Below are 16,692 nucleotides of genomic sequence, written 5' to 3' on the forward strand. Positions count from 1 at the left end.
GCATCATCCGCTTCCGCGAAAGCCTCCCCAAGTCCAGCGTGGGGAAGATCCTGCGCCGGGAACTCCGGGAGGAGTTCACTCGGAAGAACGCCTAGAGGAGACCAAGGAAAAACCCCCCAGGGTTTCCTGGGGGGCGTTCCCATCCCTTGGCTAGCGCTTGGAGTACTGGGGTGCCCGGCGGGCCTTGTGCTTGCCGTACTTCTTCCGCTCCACCACGCGGGCGTCCCGGGTGAGGAAACCCAGGGGCTTAAGGCGGGCCCGGTAATCGGGGTTGTACTGGAGGAGGGCGCGGGCCACGCCCAGGCGGATGGCCTCCACCTGGCCGCTTTTGCCGCCCCCCCGGACGGTGATGTAGGCGTCAAAGCGGCTCTGGGCGTCCACCGCCCTGAGGGGCTCGAGGGCCGCCACCGCCCGCACCAGTCCCCGGAAGTACTCCGCAAAGTCCTGCCCGTTCACGGTGACCCTGCCGCTCCCGGGGCGCAGGAACACCCGGGCCACCGCCTCCTTCCGCCTACCCGTGCCGTAGTACTGCTCCATTACTGGACCTCCAGCTTCACAGGCCTTTGCGCCTGGTGGGGGTGGTTGGGCCCCGCGTAGACCTTCAGGCGCTTAAAGAGCCGACGGCCCAAGGGGCCCTTGGGGAGCATGCCCTTCACCGCGTGCTCCAGGACCCGCTCGGGGTGGGTGGCCAGGAGCTTCTCCGCGGGGATCTCCTTAAGCCCACCCTGGTAGCCGCTATAGCGGGTGTAGATCTTATCCTTAAGTTTCTTGCCGGTGAGGCGGATCTTGTCCGCGTTCACCACCACCACAAAATCCCCCATGGCCAGGTTGGGCGTCCAGTCGGGGCGGTGCTTGCCCCTAAGGAGGGTGGCGATCTGGGTGGCGAGCCGCCCCAGGGTCTTCCCCTCCGCGTCAATGAGCACCCAGCGGGGCTCTATGTCTTTCGGTACGTAGGTCTTCACCAGGGCCCTCCTTTGTTCTTGCCGGGGGATCGGGGGACCCCGCAAGAACGCCAAAGAAGACTCTACCATAAACCCCCGCCCCCTTGCCAGATGTGGTAGGCTGAAGACCCGTGGGAGCTTCGGATAAGGGCCCAAGGCCCATGAAGTACATCTTCGTCACCGGCGGCGTGGTCTCCAGCCTGGGCAAGGGCATTCTCACCTCCTCCTTGGGGGCCATCCTTAGGGCCCGGGGCTACCGGGTTACGGCCATCAAGATAGACCCTTACGTGAACGTGGACGCGGGCACCATGCGCCCCTACGAGCACGGGGAGGTCTTCGTCACGGGGGATGGGGCGGAGACGGACCTGGACATCGGCCACTACGAGCGCTTCCTGGACGTGGACCTCTCCCGGGGCAACAACCTCACCACGGGCCAGATTTACCTCTCGGTGATCCAGAAGGAAAGGCGGGGGGAGTACCTCTCCCAGACCGTCCAGGTCATCCCCCACATCACGGACGAGATCAAAGACAGGATCCGCAAGGTGGCCCGGGAGCAGGAGGCGGAGATCGCCGTGGTGGAGGTGGGGGGCACGGTGGGGGACATTGAGAGCCTGCCCTTCCTCGAGGCCATCCGCCAGTTCCGCTTTGACGAGGGGGAGGGGAGCACCCTCTACCTCCACCTCACCCTGGTCCCCTACCTGGAAACCAGCGAGGAGTTCAAGACCAAGCCCACCCAGCATTCTGTAGCCACCTTGAGGGGCGTGGGCATCCAGCCGGACATGGTGGTCCTGCGCTCGGTGAAACCCGTCCCCGAGGAGGTGCGCAAGAAGGTGGCCCTCTTCACCAACGTCCGCCCGGGGTACGTGTTCAGTAGCCCCAACGTGGAGCACCTCTACCAGGTCCCCCTCCTCCTGGAAGAGCAGGGCCTAGGCCGGGCGGTGGAGAAGGCCCTTGGCCTCGAGCCCGTCTTCCCCAACCTCACCTTCTGGCAGGAAGCGGTGCGCATCCTGAAGCACCCCGAGCGCACGGTGCGCATCGCCATCGCGGGGAAGTACGTGAAGATGCCGGACGCCTACCTCTCCCTCCTGGAGGCCTTAAAGCACGCGGGGATCAAGAACCGGGCCCGGGTGGAGGTGAAGTGGGTGGACGCGGAAGGGCTGGAAAACGGGGACCTGGAAGAGGCCTTCCAGGATGTCTCCGGCATCCTGGTGCCTGGGGGGTTTGGGGTGCGGGGGATAGAGGGCAAGATCCGCGCGGTCCGGTTCGCCCGGGAAAGGAAGATCCCCTTCCTCGGCATCTGCCTAGGGCTCCAGGTGGCGGTCATAGAGTTTGCCCGCCACGTGGCCGGGCTCAAGGGGGCCAACTCCACGGAGTTTGACCCCTACACCCCCCACCCGGTGATCGACCTCATGCCCGAGCAGCTGGAGGTGGAGGGCCTTGGGGGGACCATGCGCCTTGGGGAGTGGCCCATGCGCATAAAGGAAGGGACCCTCCTCCACCGCCTTTACGGGAAGGAGGAGGTGCGGGAGCGCCACCGGCACCGCTACGAGGTGAACCCGGCCTACGTGGAAGCCCTGGAGGGGACAGGGCTTGTGGTCTCAGGGGTGACCCCGGGCATGGCCGGCCGGGGGGCGGGGCTGGTGGAGGCCATTGAGCTAAGGGACCACCCCTTCTTCCTCGGCCTTCAGAGCCACCCCGAGTTCAAAAGCCGCCCCATGCGCCCCTCACCCCCCTTCGTGGGCTTTGTGGAGGCGGCTCTGGCCCACGCTTCGGTAGGCCGCTGAAGCCTCCGGGCCCCAAGAGCCTAGGTGCCCGGGCATTGAAAAATCCTTATGAGGCTCGGAGGAAGGGCATGCTGGACCCTCTTTCTGGGGTCCCCACCGAAGCGAAAGCTTCGTTGGGGCACTTAGCGCAGGGTTCTGGCGAACTGCTCCGCCGCCCTTCCGGAAAACCCCCGGGCCAGGGCGAAGCGGAGGGCTTTTTCCTCCTCCTCCCGGCTCAAGGGGCGGCCCAGGTGGCGGGCCACGGCCTTAAGGTACAGGGCGCGGTCAAAGGGCGGGAAGGTGAGGACCAGGCCAAACCGCTCCCCCAGGGCCAGGGTGTCCTGCAAGGCATCCCAGGCCTGGGGGTCCTCCCCGGGAAGGGGGTTCGTCCCCAGGGCGCGCACCAGGTGGCGGCGGTTGGAGGTGGCGAGGAGGAGGACGTTCTCCGGGGTGCCCTGGAGGCTACCCTCCAGAAGGGCTTTCAGGTGGTGGAAGGCCTCCCCCTCGGGGTCCAGGGAGAGGTCGTCCAGAAAGAGGATAAAGCGTTTGGGGAGAGAACCCAGCTCCTCCAAAAGCCGGTCCAGGGCGCCCAAGGCGGAGGGCTCCACCTCCACCATCTGGACCTCGGGGAAGCGGAGGAGGCTCTTGGCCAGGGTGCTCTTCCCCGTGCCCCGGGCCCCGTAGAGGAGGGTGTGCAGGGCGGGGCGGCCCTCCAGGAAGCGCCGCACGTTCTCCTCCAGGGCCTTCCGCTCCCCCTCATAGCCCACCAGGACATCCTCCGGAGGCAGTTTGGGCCTCAGGACCGGGTGCACCGTCCCGTCAAAGCGGAAGGCCCGGTAAAGGGCGTAGGGCCAAGGCCCATAGGTCTGAAGCACCTCGGCCAGGGCCTTGGGGTCGCGGGCGAGGAGGGCCCTCAGGGCCTTCTCCTCCGCAGGGTGGGGAGGCCTTTCCCCCAAGGAGCCCAAGGGCTCCTCCTCCCGGCGGCGGAGGAGTTCCAAGTAAAGTTCCTCCAGACTCCGCCCCATAAGGTCCAAGACCCCCGGGGTAGGCCTTAGGGCCCGCCAGGCCCAAGGGGCCTTGAGGAGGACCTGGGCGTAGGCGTAGCCCCAAGGCTCCCCCGCGGGCAGGTCCAGGGCCAGAAGGTCCAAAGGGCGCTCCGGCTTCATGGGGCCCATCATAGCGAAACCCCGGGGGTTTTCCCCGGGGCCTTTGGTGGGCCGCACAGGACTCGAACCTGTAACCCACCGATTAAGAGTCGGTTGCTCTACCGGTTGAGCTAGCGGCCCAAACGCCAAAACGTAGTTTACCGGGGAAGAGAGGGGTTGTCAAGCAGGTTCGGGAAGACATTCCCAAGCGCCTTGACCCTGCCCTTGGGGGTGTGTATAATCCGGAGAACGACGCGCATATCTTTGCCTACCCCAAACTCCCCCGCGCCAAAGGAGCCCGAAGATGACCTGGAAGGAAGCCTACCCGGATATCCCCATAGGCCAGGACGCCTGCGGCATCATCGCCATGGCGGAAAAGAGCGGCAAGCCCTCCCACCGCATCGTGCGGAGGACCCTGGAGAGCCTATACCGCATGGCCCACCGGGCCGGGGCCATCCGGGGTGAGGGGGACGGAACGGGGATCCAGACCGACATCCCCCGGGAGCTATGGGCCCACTTCCTAGAGAAGGCAGGGCTGGAACCTGAGCTGGCCTACAACCCCCGCTTCTTTGTGGGCCACTTCTTCCTGCCCAAGGGCGAGGAGGGCCGAATAGAAGCCTTCCTGGACCTCCTCAAAGCCGAAGGGACCCGGCTTGGGGTCCGCCCCGTGTACTGGAAACGGGGGGAGGTGGTGAGCGAGGTCTTGGGCCCCGTGGGGCGGCGCACCGAGCCCCTCTTCCTGCAGGTGGTGGGCATCAGCCCCGACGGGGACGCCCCCCTTTGGGAACTGGGGCTTAGGCTCGAGGCCCAGTTCCCCGTGCACGTGGTCTCCCTCTCCACCCACAGCGTGGTCTACAAGGTCCGGGGGGCGGCGGAGCTTTTAAAGCGCTACTACCCCGAGCTTTCCCGCCCCGAGTTTAAGAGCGCCATCGCCTTGGGCCACAACCGCTACTCCACCAACACCCTCTCCACCTTTGAGCAGGTCCAGCCCTTCGGCCTCATCGGCCACAACGGCGAAATCAACACCATCGAGCGCCTAAGGCGGGAGATGGACCACCTGGGCATCCCCCGCACCGGAGGCTCAGACTCCCAGGACCTGAACCGCATGCTGGAGGGGCTCATCTACCGTTTTGGCCTTACCCTCCCCGAGGCCATGGACCTGGTCTTCCCCCCCATCCTGGGGGAGATCAAGGGCCTGCCCGAGGAACTCCAGGACCTCTACATGGCCCTGCGCCAGCGCTTCGGCCCCCTGGCCCAGGGCCCCGCGGCCATCGTGAGCCGCCACCGGGACGAGGCGGCCTTCGCCACGGACGCCATGGGCCTAAGGCCCCTTTGGCAGTTTGAAACCCCCTACGAGATCGTCTTCTCCTCGGAAAGGGGGGTCTTCAACGCGGAAGAGTTCGTGACGGAGCCCAAGCCCCTGGCCCCCGGGGAGAAGGTCTACCTGCGCCTCACCCCCGAGGGCCCCAAGGTCCTCCCCTTTGACCGCCACCAGCGCCTGGTGCTGGAGCGCATCGCCGCCCGCACCCCGGTGACGGGCCACCGGCTCCACCTCCGGGGGCCCCTGCGCCAGGCCCCGCCCCCCCTGGCTGGGGGCAGCGAGGCCCAGGTGGAGGAAAAGCCCGCCCCGCCCCCCCTGGGGCTGGAGCGGGCCTACGGCTGGGACCGGTGGGACGGGGCCTACCTCGAGGCCCTGGCCAAGACCGGGAACGAGCCCATCGGCTCCCTGGGCTACGACGGCCCCCTGGCCGCCCTGAACCCGGAAAAGCCTAACCTTTCCGAGTTCTTCAAGGAGACGGTGGCCGTGGTGACCAACCCGGCCATTGACCGGGAGCGGGAGATCGAGCACTTCTCCACCCGCACCCTCTTAGGGCGCCGCCCCCTCCCGGACGGCCGGGGCGGGGGCCGGGTGGAGGAACTCCTCCTGCCCATCGTCCTGGAGGACGACGTCGGCCTGGCGGAGGCCTTCGGCACCCTCACCCTGGAGGAGGTCAAGGCCCGCTTCCAGACCGCCACCCTTATCCCCCGGTTCACGGTGGAGGAAGGCCTCCTCCTCGGCCTCAAGCGCCTGGAAGCGGAGGCCATCCGGGCGGTGGAAGGGGGCGCCGAGGTCCTCATCCTCTCCGACCGCGAGGCCTTCCAGGGGGGCATCTGGATTGACATCGGCCTGGCGGTGGCCGCGGTTAATCGGGCTCTTTCCAAAAAATACAGGGACGGCGTGGCCCTAAGGCGGAAGACCTCCCTCCTGGTCCACTCCGGCGGGGTGAGAAACCTCCACGACGTGGCCTTCCTCTTGGGCCTTGGGGCGGAGGCCGTGGCCCCTTGGCTTTTGGAGGAGAAGGCCCGGGCCCTGGAGGGGCGGAAAGGGGTAGCCAACGCCCTAGAAGCCCTCAAGAAGGGCCTAGAAAAGGTCATCTCCACCATGGGCATCCATGAGCTCCGGGGCTACGGGCGGATCTTCAGCAGCCTAGGCCTGAAGCCGGAGCTTGCCGAGTACTTCGGCACCCGCAACTTCTTCGGCTCCGAGGAGGGGGGGTATGGCTTTTTGGAGCTGGAAAGGACCCTCCTGGAGCGGGAAGGCTTCCTGCGGGCGGAAAAGGTGCTCCCGGCCAAGGACTTCCGCTTCAACCCCAGGATCTACAAAGCCGCCCAGGAGGTGGCCTCGGGCCAGGCCCCCTACGCCCACTTCCAGGAGAAGGTGCGCTCCCTGGAGCGGGAAAGCCCCGTGGCCGCAAGGCAACTTTTGGAGGTGCGCTTCCCCGAGCGGAGCGAGGTCTCCCCAGAGGAGGTGGACCTCTCCGTGGGGGGCCACTCCCTCCCCTTCCTCATCAGCGCCATGAGCTTCGGCTCCCAAGGGGAAGCCTCCTTCCGGGCCTACGTGGAGGCGGCCAAGCGCCTCAACATGCTCTGCATCAACGGGGAGGGCGGGGAGATCCCGGACATGCTGGGCCGCTACACCCACTGGCGGGGCCAGCAGGTGGCCTCGGGCCGCTTCGGGGTCCACGCCTACATGCTGAACTCGGCTAGCGTCATAGAGATCAAGATCGGCCAGGGGGCGAAGCCGGGGGAGGGCGGGCACCTTCCCGGCAAGAAGGTCTCGGCCAAGGTGGCCGCGGCCCGGAACGCGGTGCCGGGGGTGGACCTCATCAGCCCCTCCAACAACCACGACCTCTACTCCATTGAGGACCTGGCCCAGCTCATTGAGGAGCTCAAAACCGTAAACCCCAAGGCCCTGGTCTCAGTGAAGGTGCCGGTGATCCCGGGCATTGGCACCATCGCCGTGGGGATCGCCAAGGCGGGGGCGGATGTCATCACCCTCTCGGGGTTTGAGGGGGGCACGGGGGCGGCCCGCCTCCATGCCCTGAAGTACGCGGGCCTTCCCGTGGAGCTCGGGGTGCGCCGGGCCCATAGGGCCCTGGTGCGGGCCGGGCTTCGGGACCGGGTGGAGATCTGGGCCGATGGGGGCCTGAAGACGGCCTACGACGTCCTGCGCATGGTCCTTCTGGGGGCGGACCGGGTGGGCATGGCCACCATGGCCATGGTGGCCATCGGGTGCACCATCTGCCGGGGGTGCCAGCTGGACACCTGCCACGTGGGCATCACCACCCAGATTGAGACCGTGGAGGAGGCCTTGGCCCACGGGCTCAAGCGCTTCGTCCCCCAGGACCTGGACCGGGCGGTGGAGCAGCTTGTCCGCTTCTTCCAGGCCAAGGGGGAGGCCTTAAGGGAGCTAGTGGCCGCCTTGGGGGCCCGCTCCCTCAGGGAGCTTCGGGGCCGCTCCGACCTCCTCTACCAGCGGGACCACTTGGAGGAAATAGACCTCTCCTACCTCTTCCTCCCCGTGGAGGAGCCCGACTGGCTCAAGGACACCTCCGCCCACCTCCTGCGCAAACCCCTGAACCAGCTCACCCGCGCCATCACCGAGGTGGTCATGGGGGCCTACGGGGAGGGCGGGCGGCGCCTCGTCTTCCAGGAAGGCCCCGTGGACTCCACCGACCGGGCCCTGGGGGCCCACCTGGCGGGGGAGATCGCCCGCAGGCGGCTCTACGGCAAGGGCTTTGACGCGGAGGTGGAGCTCCGCTTTGACGCGGGGAGTATCGCGGGCAACGGCCTTGCCGCCTTCAACGTGGAGGGGATGAAGGTGGTGGTGGAGGGCGGGGCCCAGGATGGGGTGGCCAAGAGCGCCTTTGGGGGGGTGGTGGCGGTGCTCAAGGGCCGGAACCCCTACGGGGCCTACGTGGACGGGTCCGTGGGCAAAAGCTTCGCCTACGGGGCCATCGGGGGCCTCCTCATCGTGGAGGGGATGGCGGACAGCCGCTTCTGCATCCGCCTCTCGGGGGCGGACGTGATCCTGGGCGGGGAGCCCGAGCGGCCCCTCAGGGACGACCTCGGCAACCTGGCAGCCCGGGCCCAGGCCAAGGGCTTCGCCTTTGAATACATGACCCGGGGCCGGGCCCTGGTCCTGGGGGACCCCGGGCCCTGGATCTGCTCGGGGATGACGGGGGGCCGGGTCTACCTGCGGCACTGGCCGGAGATGGGCCTCACGGAGGAGGCCATCCGGAGGCGGCTCGCCAAGGGGGCCAAGGTGGCGGTGAAGCCCCTGGACGCCCGGGGGGTGGAGGACGTAAGGGAGCTCCTTTCCGCCTACATCCAGGTGCTCCTCGAGGCCAAGCGGGAGGAGAAGGCAAGGCGCCTCGAGGCCCTTCTCCAGGACCCCGCCCAGCACTTCCGCATGGTGGAGCCGGTGAATCAGCAGGTGGAGCAGGGAGTGAGCACGGAGTAACCCCCCCTTCCTAAGGGAGGCCCTCCAAAGGGGCCTCCCCTTCTTCACCCCTGACCTGGTACATTTGTCCCATGGACCCTGGGGCCCTCCTGGACCTCCTCAAGCGCCGGACGGGCTTCCTCCCGGCCCACGCGGGGGTTCTGAGGGAGTTGGGCGGCCTCATGGCCCCCTTGGGGCCGGAGGTGGCCCTGGCCTTTTACGATTACCTGGGCCGGGACGAGGAGCTTTCCGCCATCCTCCACGCGGTCCCGGGGCGGGTGGAGCGGCTTTATGGGACCTTCGCCCGCTGGTACGGGGGGCTTTTCAGCGGGGTCTACGACCGCACCTACGCGGAAGGGCGGCGCCGCATCGGGCTGGTGCACGCCAGGCTCGGCATCGGCCCCCGGGCCATGATCCCCGCCATGGGCCTGGTGCAGGAGCTCTCCCTTGAGCACCTGCGCTCCGCCCTGAGGGGCCCCGAGGTCTTCCCTGCGGTGGAGGCCTTTGAGAAGATCATCGCCATAGAGGTGGCCCTGATTGAGGAAAGCTACCTCGAGGCCCTCTCCACGGGCCTAAGCCTAGGCCACCGGGACCTGGAAAAGGCCCTGGTGGCCGGCGCGGCGGAGCTCCTTGCCGGGGCTTGACACTCAAATGGCTTGAGTGTCAAAATCCTCATAGGAGGGAAGGGTATGCCGGTCTACGTGTACAAGGGCTTGGAAACGGGCAACTACTACGAGTTTGAGCAGGGCTTCCACGACGAGCCCCTGAAGGCCCATCCCGAGACCGGGGAGCCCCTGAAGCGGGTCATCACCGCCCCGGCCATCATCTTCAAGGGATCGGGCTGGCACGTGAAGGACTACGCCAAGAAGAACAGGGGCGAAAGCAAGTCCGAAAGCGAGGAGAAGAAGTAGCCCCTTCCACCCCGGCCATGGCCCTATGATGGGCGCATGGCCAACGTGTTTGCCCTGGTGCTCTTGGGGTTAGGGGTGGCCCTGGCCTTCCGCCCGGAGAGGCGGGCCTGGGCCCTTCCCCTGGTGGTTCTGGGAGGGATGGCCCTCCTGCTCGCCAACAGCCTGGTCCTGGTGCCCGCGGGGCACGTGGGGGTGGTCTTCAACGTCTTCCGGGGAGTGCAGCCCCGGCCCCTGGGCGAGGGGGTCCATCTGGTCCTGCCCCTGGTGCAGAAGGTCATCCTCTACGACGCCCGGGTCAAGGAGGTAACCCTCTCCGCCCCACACGAGGGGGAGCGGCGGGTGGACACCTCCATCCGGGCCCGTTCCAAGGAAGGGTTGGAGATCGGGGTGGATGTCACCGTCCAGTACCGGGTTCTAGCTGCAGAGGCAGCCCGCCTCCATCAGGAGGTGGGGCCGGGGTACCTGGAAACCCTCCTGATCCCCCAGATCCGCTCCAAGGTGCGCGACGCGGTGGGGCAGTTCGGGGCCGCGGAGCTCATCAGCACCCAGCGCACCGCCCTGGAAACCGCGGTCATCGCCGGCCTCGAGACCACCCTGCAGGCCTACCACATCGAGCTGGTCTCCGTCCTCCTGCGGGAGATCCGCATCCCCGAGGCGGTGGCCAAGGTGATTGAGGAAAAGCAAACCGCGGAGCAGCAGGTCCAGATTGAGATCAACCGCCGCAAGCAGGCGGAGATCGCCGCCGAGCGGCGCATCATAGAGGCCCGGGCCGAACGGGACGCGGCGGTGCTCCGAGCCGAGGGAGAGGCGCGGGCCATTGAGCTTCGGGGCCGGACCCTGAAGGCCGCGCCAGAGGTGGTCCAGCTCACCTTCGCGGAGAAGCTGGCCCCTGGGGTGCAGACGGTCTTCGTCCCCAGCACGGGGAACTTCCTCCTGGACCTAAGGGGGCTAGGCGGCCAAACCCGCTAGGGGAGCACCCGGTCCCCCGGCCGGGGCTCAAAGGCCCCGGCCCGCACCTCCAGCACCCCCCGGTAAGCGGTGCCGGGAGCTACGCTTTCCCCAGGCTCCAGGCGGGCCACCTTGAGCACCCGCCCCTCCCCGTCCAAAAAGGCCACCACCACGGGGAAACGGTACCCCTCCGTGCTAAAGGGAGCGTCCGTGGCCTCAGGAAAGAGGTAGAGGAGGGCCTCGAGGTCCTCTTGCCTAAGCCCCAGGCCCAGCCGCCAGGCCTCGGGGGTCCGAGCCAGGCGGGCCCTCAGGGTGAAGGCCTGCCCACCCCGCTTCACCACCACCGCCTCTGGGGGAAGGGGGGTCCGGAGGCGCTGGGCGGTGAGGAAGTAGCCCAGGAAGGAAAGCACGAAAAGGAAGAGGAGAAGGGCGAACCCCACAAGCCGGAGCATGAAGGCCCTCATGGCCTAGGCCAAAAACGCAGGGCCTCCCCCCCCACCCGGTCCCCGGGCCGCACCCCCCGGTGGGCAAACCAGCCCCGGTTCACCTCCAAGGCCCCCTGGTAGACCACCCCCGGGTAGTAGACGGGGCAGGGGTCTTTCCGGCAGGGCTCCATGTCCAGGATGCGCAGGATCACTCCCTGGCGGTCAAAAAAGGCGATGGAAAGGGGGATAAGAGTGTTCTTCATCCAGAACCCTCCCCCGGTGGGCTCTGGGAAGAGGAAGACCATCCCCTCATCCTCCCCAAGGGTTTTGCGGAACATGAGGCCCTGGGCCTGGCGCTCGGGGGTGTCGGCCACCTCCACCTTTAGAAGGTGGCGTTTCCCCCCGCTTTCCACATAGAGGGTGCTCCGGGGGAAGGAAAGCCCCTGGGCCAAGGCGAGGCCGAAGAGGAGGGCTAGCCGGAAAAGCCTTGGGGCCATAGGGCCATTATGGCATCCCGGATGGCCTCCTGGAGTTCCTCCCGGTCTTTTCTCGCGTCCAGCACCAGGAAGCGCCCGGGCTCGGCCTGGGCCAAGGCCCGGTACCCCTCCCGCACCCGGCGGAAAAAGGAAAGGTCCCGGCCCTCTATACCGTCCCGCACCCCTTTGCGCAAAAGGGCCTCCTCGGGGGGGAGGTCCAAAAGGACGGTGAGGTGGGGCTTAAGCCCCCCTGTGGCTCCTTCCGCCACCCCTAGAAGCCAGGGGAGGGGAAGGCCTAGGCCGTACCCCTGGTAGGCCAGGCTGGAGTCCAGATAGCGGTCGGAGATGACGAAAACCCCCGCCTCCAGAGCAGGGCGGATCACCTTCCGCACGTGCTCCGCCCGGTCCGCGGAAAAGAGGAGGTACTCCGCCTCGGGGGAAAGCTTCCCCGATAGGAGAAGGGTCCGCACCCCGGGGATCCCCCCCCCGGGCTCCCGGGTGAGGAGGGCCTTTATGCCCTGGGCCTTCAGCCACCCGAAAAGGAGCTGGCTTTGGGTGGTCTTCCCGGAGCCGTCCAGGCCCTCAAAGGTGAGGAAGAAGCCCCTCATAGCCCGGTGGGATGGTCCAGGAAGACCCAGGGGAGGCCGAAGCGGGCCTCGAGGTGGCGGGCCAGGGCCTTCACCCCGAAGGTTTCCGTATCGTAGTGGCCAGCGTAGATCACGTTCTTCCCCCGCTCAAAGGTCTCGTGGAAGAGGCTGTGCTTGGGCTCCCCCGTGATGAAGAGGTCCGTTTCCACCCTCTCCAAAAGCCCCGCCGCCCCTCCGGAGACGATGGTCACCGTCTCCACCCACTCGCTCCCCCCCTGGTGCACCAGGGGTTGCATCCCCGTAAGCTGGCCCAGCATGTCCGCTACCCGCACCAAGGGGGTGGGCACGGGAAAACGCCCCTTCACCCCCACGTCAAAGGGCTCGAGGTCCAAAAGGCCCAGGGCCCGGGCCATCTCCCAGTTGTTCCCCACCTCGGGGTGGGCGTCTAAAGGGAGGTGGGCGGCATAGAGGTTAATCTCCCCCTGGAAGAGGGCCTCCAGGCGGCGCTTGTGGTGGCCGGTGATGGGAAAGGGTTTCCCCCAGAAGAGCCCGTGGTGGACGATGAGGAAGTCCACCCCGGCCTCGAGGGCCTTCTCAAAAATCGCAAGCCCCGCGTCCACCGCCGCCCCCACCTTGCGCACCTCTCTCTTCCCCTCCACCTGGAGGCCATTGAGGGAGAGGTCCTGGAACTCCCGGATCCTCAGGTACCCGTCCAGGTAGGCCACCAGCTCGTCCCGGTCCATGGGCCCTAGCTTACCCTAGGCGAGGAACATCCCTCCTTTTGACCGGACGGTCAGTATCATGGGACCATTGAACCCGAACTCCTCTACCGCCTCCGCTTCCTCTCCGACCTCACCCCCGGCCCCGAGGGCCTGCCCCTTTTCGTCCTCACCGAGATCCAAGAAGGCACCCCGCCCCGCTACCGCTCGCGGCTTGCCCTTTGGGACGGGGCCCTCCGCTTCCTGACCCAGGAAGAAGCCCGAAAGCCCCGCTACGCCCACCCCTACGTCTACTTCCTGCGGAAGGTGGAGGAGCGCCCCGAGCTCTTCCGCCTGGACCTGAGGGGCGGGGAGGCCGAAAGGCTCACCCACACGGGCGGGGTGCTGGACTACTTCCTGGGGCCTGAAGGGGAGGTGGCCTACCTGGCCCTAAAGGAGGAGGCGGCCAAGGACCTCCCCCGGGTCTACGAGACCTGGCCCTTCAAGTTTGACGGGCGGGGCCTCCTCCCCGGAAGCGGGGTGGGGCTTTACCTTCTGGGGCAGGAAGGGCCCCTCCTGGAGCGCCACCCCCACCCCAAGGAGGCCCTTTTTGCCCCCGAGGGGCTCTACCTGGTCATGGCCGAGGACAAGCCGGCCCAGGCGGAGGGGCGGGATACCCTCTTTCTCCTAAAGGAGGGGCGGCTGGAAAGGGTCTATGGCGGCCTAGGGCCCATCCAGGGCCTCACCTGGAGCCCAGAGGGCCTCTTCTTCCTGGGCCACGCCTTTGAGCGGGGGGGCGGGACGGAGGCCCGGCTTTACCATCTGAAGGGGGGTGAGGCCCGGGTCCTCTTTGAGGGAAGCCTCCTCAACTCCCTGAACTCCGACCTGCGCTACGGGGCCCACTTCCAGGGACCCTTCTGGGGGGAAGACGGGGTCTATCTGGTGCGCACGGAAGGGGGCAAGGCCCGGCTTTACCGGGTGGACCTAGAGGGGCGGGCGGAAGCCCTCACGGAGGGGGAAAGCGTTCTCGGCTTCGCCAAGACGGAAAAGGGGCTTTTCCTCCTCAGGGAGGGCTTCGCCCAGCCCGCCCGCCTCGAGGGCCCCTTGGGAGTCTTTGACCCGAACGCCGGGGTCCTCTCCCTCAAAGAGCCCGTCTGCACCGTGTGGAAAAGCCCTGAGGGGCACGAGGTGGAGGGCTGGGTCCTCCTCCCCGAGGGGGAAGGCCCCCACCCCGTGATCCTCTACATCCACGGGGGGCCCCACACCGCCTTCGGGGCCGCCCCCATGCTGGAGCTCCAGCTCTTTGGGGCCGCGGGGTACGCCGTGGCCTTCTGCAACCCCCGGGGCTCCACGGGCTACGGCCAGGCCTTCGCCCTCCTGGAGGGCGAGTGGGGGAAGCGGGACGAAGAGGACCTCCTGGGCTTCTTGGACCACGTCCTGGCCCATTTCTCCCTGGACCAGGGCCGGGTGGGGGTGGCCGGGGGGAGTTACGGGGGGTATATGGTGAACTGGCTCACCGCCCGCCACCCGGAGCGCTTCCGGGCCGCGGTCACCGACCGGAGCATCTGCAACTGGCTCAGCTTCTTCGGGGCCAGCGACATCGGCCCCCGCTTCACCTGGCTGGAGCTTTTCGCCAAGCCCTGGGAGCGCCCCGAGGTGCTTTGGGAAAAGAGCCCCTTGGGGTACGTCCACCAGGTGAGGACCCCCACCCTGGTGGTTCACTCCGAGAAGGACCACCGCTGCCCCATAGACCAGGGGGAGACCTGGTACACCGCCCTCTTCCACCTGGGGGTGAAGACCCGCTTCCTCAGGGTGCCGGAGGAGGGGCACGAGCTTTCCCGCTCGGGCCGGCCCGACCGGCGGGTGGCCCGGCTTAGGGCCTATCTGGACTGGTGGCGGGAAAACCTCTGAGATACCCCGCCGAGGCTTTTGCCTCGGCGGGGGCCCCAGGAAAGGGGCTCGGCGTGTCCTATCCCAGCCCAAGCCGCGGTGGGGTCCTAAAGGAAAAAGGGCCCCCTAGGGCCCTTTCTGGCGGAGGGGGCGGGATTCGAACCCGCGAGGCCCCTTGCGGAGCCTACCGGTTTTCGAGACCGGCCCGTTCAACCGCTCCGGCACCCCTCCGGGCGCGGAAGAAATCCTCTAAGAGTTTAGCACAGGCCCGGGCCCTCACTCCCCCCCTAAACCCCTCCCCCACCCCATACCGGGTGAGGGCCCCTTCCTTCAGGTTCTCCGTTCCGTAGACCACCTCCACCCCCGCCTCCCTTAGGGCATGGGCGCACATGAGACAGGGCTCGAGGGTCACGTAAAGCCGCCCGCCCCGGGCCTCCTTCCCGAGAGCCCGGAGGAGGAGCATCTCCGCGTGGGCCGTGGGGTCTTTCAGGGCCTCCACCCGGTTGTGGGCCCGGTAAACCTCCCCCCCTAAAAGGAGCACCGCCCCCACGGGCACCTCCCCCTCCTCCAGGGCCATCCTCGCCTCCTCTAGGGCGAGGTCCATGAAGCGCACCTCTTCCCGGGGCAAAAGGCCATGGACCGCCTCCACCCGCCCCTCCCCCTGGACGGGCCAAAGGACTTTCAGCTCCTTGGGCACACCCTCTTCGGCCAAAAAGTCCAGAAGGCGCTTCCGGCCGTAGGGCCTTTCCAGATGGTCCCCCGGCCTTGGGCGGCGGAAGCCCGGGGGAAGGGGGGGAAGGAAGCCTTCGGGAAAGAGGAAGAGGGTTCCCCCCTTGGCCCGGGCCCGAAAGCCCTCGGGCAGGGTGGCGGCCTTGCCCGTCAGGGCCTCCTCCAGGTAGGCGATGTGCCGGGCCTCGGGGCGGAGGCCTAGGGCCTCCAGGACCTGCCTTAAGGCCCGGCGGCGGAGGGCAGGGGGGGCCTGGCGTAGGGGGAGGATACGGTAGGCGAAAAAGCCCCTAAAGAGCCCGTGGAAGCGGGCATCGGGCACGAGGCGCCTTTTTGCCTCCTCTTCAAGGAGGGCGTCCTCCTCCTCCCGCACCCCCACGAAGCGGGCCAAAGCGGCCTTGGCCCCGGGAAAGCGGGCCTCCAGGAGGGGGAAGATCCGGTGGCGGAGGTAGTTCCGGTCCAGGGCCAGATCCCAGTTGGTGGTGTCCTCTCGCCAGGCCTCCCCTAGGGCCTCGAGGTAGGCCCGAAGCTCCGCCCGGCGGAAGGGGAGGAGGGGCCGGACCACAAGCCCCTCCCTTTCCCGGATGCCAAGCCCCCGGGCCGTGCCCTGGAGGAGCTTGAGGAGCAGGGTTTCCGCCTGGTCGTCCAGGGTGTGGGCGGTAAGGATGGCCCCCGCCCCCACCTCCTTGGCCACCCGGTGGAGGAAGGCGTAGCGCACGGTGCGGGCCAGGGCCTCGAGGTTCTCCCCCCGGGCCTCGGCCAGCCGGCCCACCTCCACCCGCTCCCAAACGAAGGGAAAGCCAAGCCTTTCCGCCAGGGCCTCTACGAAGCGGCGGTCCTCCTCGGAGTCGGGCCTCAGGGCGTGGTCCAGGTGGGCCACCACCCCCCTTCGCCCCCCGGACCGCACCAGGTGGGCCAGGGCCACGGAGTCCCCACCCCCCGAGACCGCGAGGACCAAGGGGTCCTTGGGGGCGAGCCGCTCAAGGTTGGCCCGGAAACGGTCGGGAAGGCTTGCCTCCCCCATACCCCCACTTTACGGCCTCCCTAAGCCCAACAAGAGCCCTGGGGACCTCCCCCCCACCCGGGGCACCAAAGGAAGGCCCCGGGGAACCCAGCCCCGGGGTCTTCGCGTTTCCAACTGGTGGCGGTGGTGGGACTCGAACCCACGACACCACGATTATGAGTCGTGTGCTCTGACCACCTGAGCTACACCGCCTGGCCTTTGCGCGGGCTTAGGACCCGCCTACCCGAAGAACCCTCGGGCACTCCCCATCTTAGGGAAGGCCCCCCGCCCCGTCAAGGCTCTGTAGTTGGCCAGCACATTTGAGACTCTGTGGGGACCCCCTCCTCCTTGAGCTTGGCCAGGAACCCCAAGGGCGCAAGACCCCCCAAAGCCCGGTGCAGCCTCCGCCCGTTGTAG

At 67.7% G+C, this 16,692-nt stretch carries 14 protein-coding genes, 3 tRNA genes and 1 pseudogene; 6 read left to right on the top strand and 12 right to left on the bottom strand.

The genetic code is table 11. The features are described 5' to 3' along the window. Positions 1-150: 150 nt before the first annotated feature. Both rpsI and rplM read right to left on the bottom strand, forming a co-directional pair. Positions 151-537 (bottom strand): 30S ribosomal protein S9, encoded by a 387-nt coding sequence (gene rpsI, locus WKI94_RS08665; RefSeq protein WP_337845361.1) that lies wholly within the window; start codon positions 535-537, stop codon positions 151-153. Then, positions 537-962, bottom strand: a complete 426-nt coding sequence (gene rplM / locus WKI94_RS08670; protein WP_337845362.1) for a 50S ribosomal protein L13 — start codon at positions 960-962, stop codon at positions 537-539. The genes rpsI and rplM overlap by 1 nt, the downstream gene beginning before the upstream one ends. A 140-nt stretch (positions 963-1,102) precedes the next feature. Between rplM and WKI94_RS08675 the strand changes: the two genes are divergently transcribed. After that, positions 1,103-2,725, top strand: coding sequence for a CTP synthase (locus tag WKI94_RS08675; RefSeq protein WP_337845363.1), 1,623 nt, complete (start codon positions 1,103-1,105; stop codon positions 2,723-2,725). Between the two features lie 122 nt (positions 2,726-2,847). Here WKI94_RS08675 and WKI94_RS08680 read toward each other — a convergent pair whose 3' ends face one another. Continuing rightward, entirely contained in the window at positions 2,848-3,870 is a 1,023-nt protein-coding gene (locus tag WKI94_RS08680) for a DUF815 domain-containing protein (protein WP_337845364.1), read from the bottom strand. A 44-nt stretch (positions 3,871-3,914) separates the two neighbouring features. Continuing rightward, a tRNA-Lys gene (locus tag WKI94_RS08685) sits at positions 3,915-3,990 on the bottom strand. A gap of 163 nt (positions 3,991-4,153) precedes the next feature. On the opposite strand from WKI94_RS08685, the gene WKI94_RS08690 reads away from it, so the two are divergent. From WKI94_RS08690 to WKI94_RS08705, 4 genes are all read left to right on the top strand, one after another. Then, on the top strand, positions 4,154-8,632 hold the full coding sequence (locus WKI94_RS08690; protein WP_337845365.1) for a glutamate synthase-related protein: 4,479 nt from the start codon (positions 4,154-4,156) through the stop codon (positions 8,630-8,632). A gap of 71 nt (positions 8,633-8,703) precedes the next feature. Then, positions 8,704-9,255, top strand: coding sequence for a protoglobin domain-containing protein (locus WKI94_RS08695; protein WP_337845366.1), 552 nt, complete (start codon positions 8,704-8,706; stop codon positions 9,253-9,255). A gap of 45 nt (positions 9,256-9,300) precedes the next feature. Beyond that, complete coding sequence (locus tag WKI94_RS08700) at positions 9,301-9,522, top strand: FmdB family transcriptional regulator (protein WP_337845367.1); 222 nt, start codon at positions 9,301-9,303, stop codon at positions 9,520-9,522. A gap of 36 nt (positions 9,523-9,558) precedes the next feature. Continuing rightward, entirely contained in the window at positions 9,559-10,491 is a 933-nt protein-coding gene (locus tag WKI94_RS08705) for a prohibitin family protein (RefSeq protein WP_337845368.1), read from the top strand. Here the strand turns inward: WKI94_RS08705 and WKI94_RS08710 are convergent. Genes WKI94_RS08710 through WKI94_RS08725 form a run of 4 tightly spaced genes read right to left on the bottom strand, consistent with a single transcriptional unit; the run spans position 10,488 to position 12,701 of the window. After that, positions 10,488-10,922 (bottom strand): DUF192 domain-containing protein, encoded by a 435-nt coding sequence (locus tag WKI94_RS08710; protein ID WP_337845369.1) that lies wholly within the window; start codon positions 10,920-10,922, stop codon positions 10,488-10,490. The two genes, WKI94_RS08705 and WKI94_RS08710, sit on opposite strands and share 4 nt — an antisense overlap. Before the next feature lie 8 nt (positions 10,923-10,930). Continuing rightward, complete coding sequence (locus WKI94_RS08715) at positions 10,931-11,392, bottom strand: DUF192 domain-containing protein (protein ID WP_337845370.1); 462 nt, start codon at positions 11,390-11,392, stop codon at positions 10,931-10,933. Next, positions 11,368-11,979, bottom strand: a complete 612-nt coding sequence (gene tmk / locus WKI94_RS08720; RefSeq protein WP_337845371.1) for a dTMP kinase — start codon at positions 11,977-11,979, stop codon at positions 11,368-11,370. Before tmk ends, WKI94_RS08715 begins: the two co-directional genes overlap by 25 nt. Beyond that, the gene (locus WKI94_RS08725; protein ID WP_337845372.1) at positions 11,976-12,701 is read right to left on the bottom strand and encodes a Nif3-like dinuclear metal center hexameric protein; all 726 of its coding nucleotides are present in this window, start codon (positions 12,699-12,701) and stop codon (positions 11,976-11,978) included. Before WKI94_RS08725 ends, tmk begins: the two co-directional genes overlap by 4 nt. 66 nt (positions 12,702-12,767) lie before the next feature. Here WKI94_RS08725 and WKI94_RS08730 point away from each other — a divergent pair, with 66 nt between their 5' ends. Then, positions 12,768-14,567: a S9 family peptidase gene (locus WKI94_RS08730; protein WP_337845373.1), complete on the top strand. Its 1,800-nt coding sequence runs from the start codon at positions 12,768-12,770 to the stop codon at positions 14,565-14,567. A gap of 118 nt (positions 14,568-14,685) precedes the next feature. Here WKI94_RS08730 and WKI94_RS08735 read toward each other — a convergent pair. The 4 genes and pseudogenes from WKI94_RS08735 to WKI94_RS08750 all read right to left on the bottom strand — a co-directional run. Continuing rightward, positions 14,686-14,777: transfer RNA gene (locus WKI94_RS08735), tRNA-Ser, on the bottom strand. Beyond that, a complete protein-coding gene (gene tilS / locus WKI94_RS08740; RefSeq protein WP_337845374.1) occupies positions 14,731-16,296 on the bottom strand; it encodes a tRNA lysidine(34) synthetase TilS in 1,566 nt (521 codons plus the stop codon). Before tilS ends, WKI94_RS08735 begins: the two co-directional genes overlap by 47 nt. 115 nt (positions 16,297-16,411) lie before the next feature. After that, a tRNA-Met gene (locus WKI94_RS08745) sits at positions 16,412-16,488 on the bottom strand. 27 nt (positions 16,489-16,515) lie between these two features. Next, positions 16,516-16,692 (bottom strand): annotated as a pseudogene (locus WKI94_RS08750) (transposase); the annotation flags it as partial.

The sequence above is a fragment of the Thermus sp. genome (genome assembly GCF_037444525.1).
Taxonomy (GTDB): Bacteria; Deinococcota; Deinococci; order Deinococcales; family Thermaceae; genus Thermus.

What these genes read in the sequence shown, in the direction of transcription:
- rpsI (WP_337845361.1), bottom strand. Translation starts at nt 537, where the DNA reads ATGGAGCAGTACTACGGCACGGGTAGGCGGAAGGAGGCGGTGGCCCGG.
- WKI94_RS08675 (WP_337845363.1), top strand. Translation starts at nt 1,103, where the DNA reads ATGAAGTACATCTTCGTCACCGGCGGCGTGGTCTCCAGCCTGGGCAAG.
- WKI94_RS08680 (WP_337845364.1), bottom strand. Translation starts at nt 3,870, where the DNA reads ATGAAGCCGGAGCGCCCTTTGGACCTTCTGGCCCTGGACCTGCCCGCG.
- WKI94_RS08690 (WP_337845365.1), top strand. Translation starts at nt 4,154, where the DNA reads ATGACCTGGAAGGAAGCCTACCCGGATATCCCCATAGGCCAGGACGCC.
- WKI94_RS08695 (WP_337845366.1), top strand. Translation starts at nt 8,704, where the DNA reads ATGGACCCTGGGGCCCTCCTGGACCTCCTCAAGCGCCGGACGGGCTTC.
- WKI94_RS08700 (WP_337845367.1), top strand. Translation starts at nt 9,301, where the DNA reads ATGCCGGTCTACGTGTACAAGGGCTTGGAAACGGGCAACTACTACGAG.
- WKI94_RS08705 (WP_337845368.1), top strand. Translation starts at nt 9,559, where the DNA reads ATGGCCAACGTGTTTGCCCTGGTGCTCTTGGGGTTAGGGGTGGCCCTG.
- WKI94_RS08710 (WP_337845369.1), bottom strand. Translation starts at nt 10,922, where the DNA reads ATGCTCCGGCTTGTGGGGTTCGCCCTTCTCCTCTTCCTTTTCGTGCTT.
- WKI94_RS08715 (WP_337845370.1), bottom strand. Translation starts at nt 11,392, where the DNA reads ATGGCCCCAAGGCTTTTCCGGCTAGCCCTCCTCTTCGGCCTCGCCTTG.
- tmk (WP_337845371.1), bottom strand. Translation starts at nt 11,979, where the DNA reads ATGAGGGGCTTCTTCCTCACCTTTGAGGGCCTGGACGGCTCCGGGAAG.
- WKI94_RS08725 (WP_337845372.1), bottom strand. Translation starts at nt 12,701, where the DNA reads ATGGACCGGGACGAGCTGGTGGCCTACCTGGACGGGTACCTGAGGATC.
- tilS (WP_337845374.1), bottom strand. Translation starts at nt 16,296, where the DNA reads ATGGGGGAGGCAAGCCTTCCCGACCGTTTCCGGGCCAACCTTGAGCGG.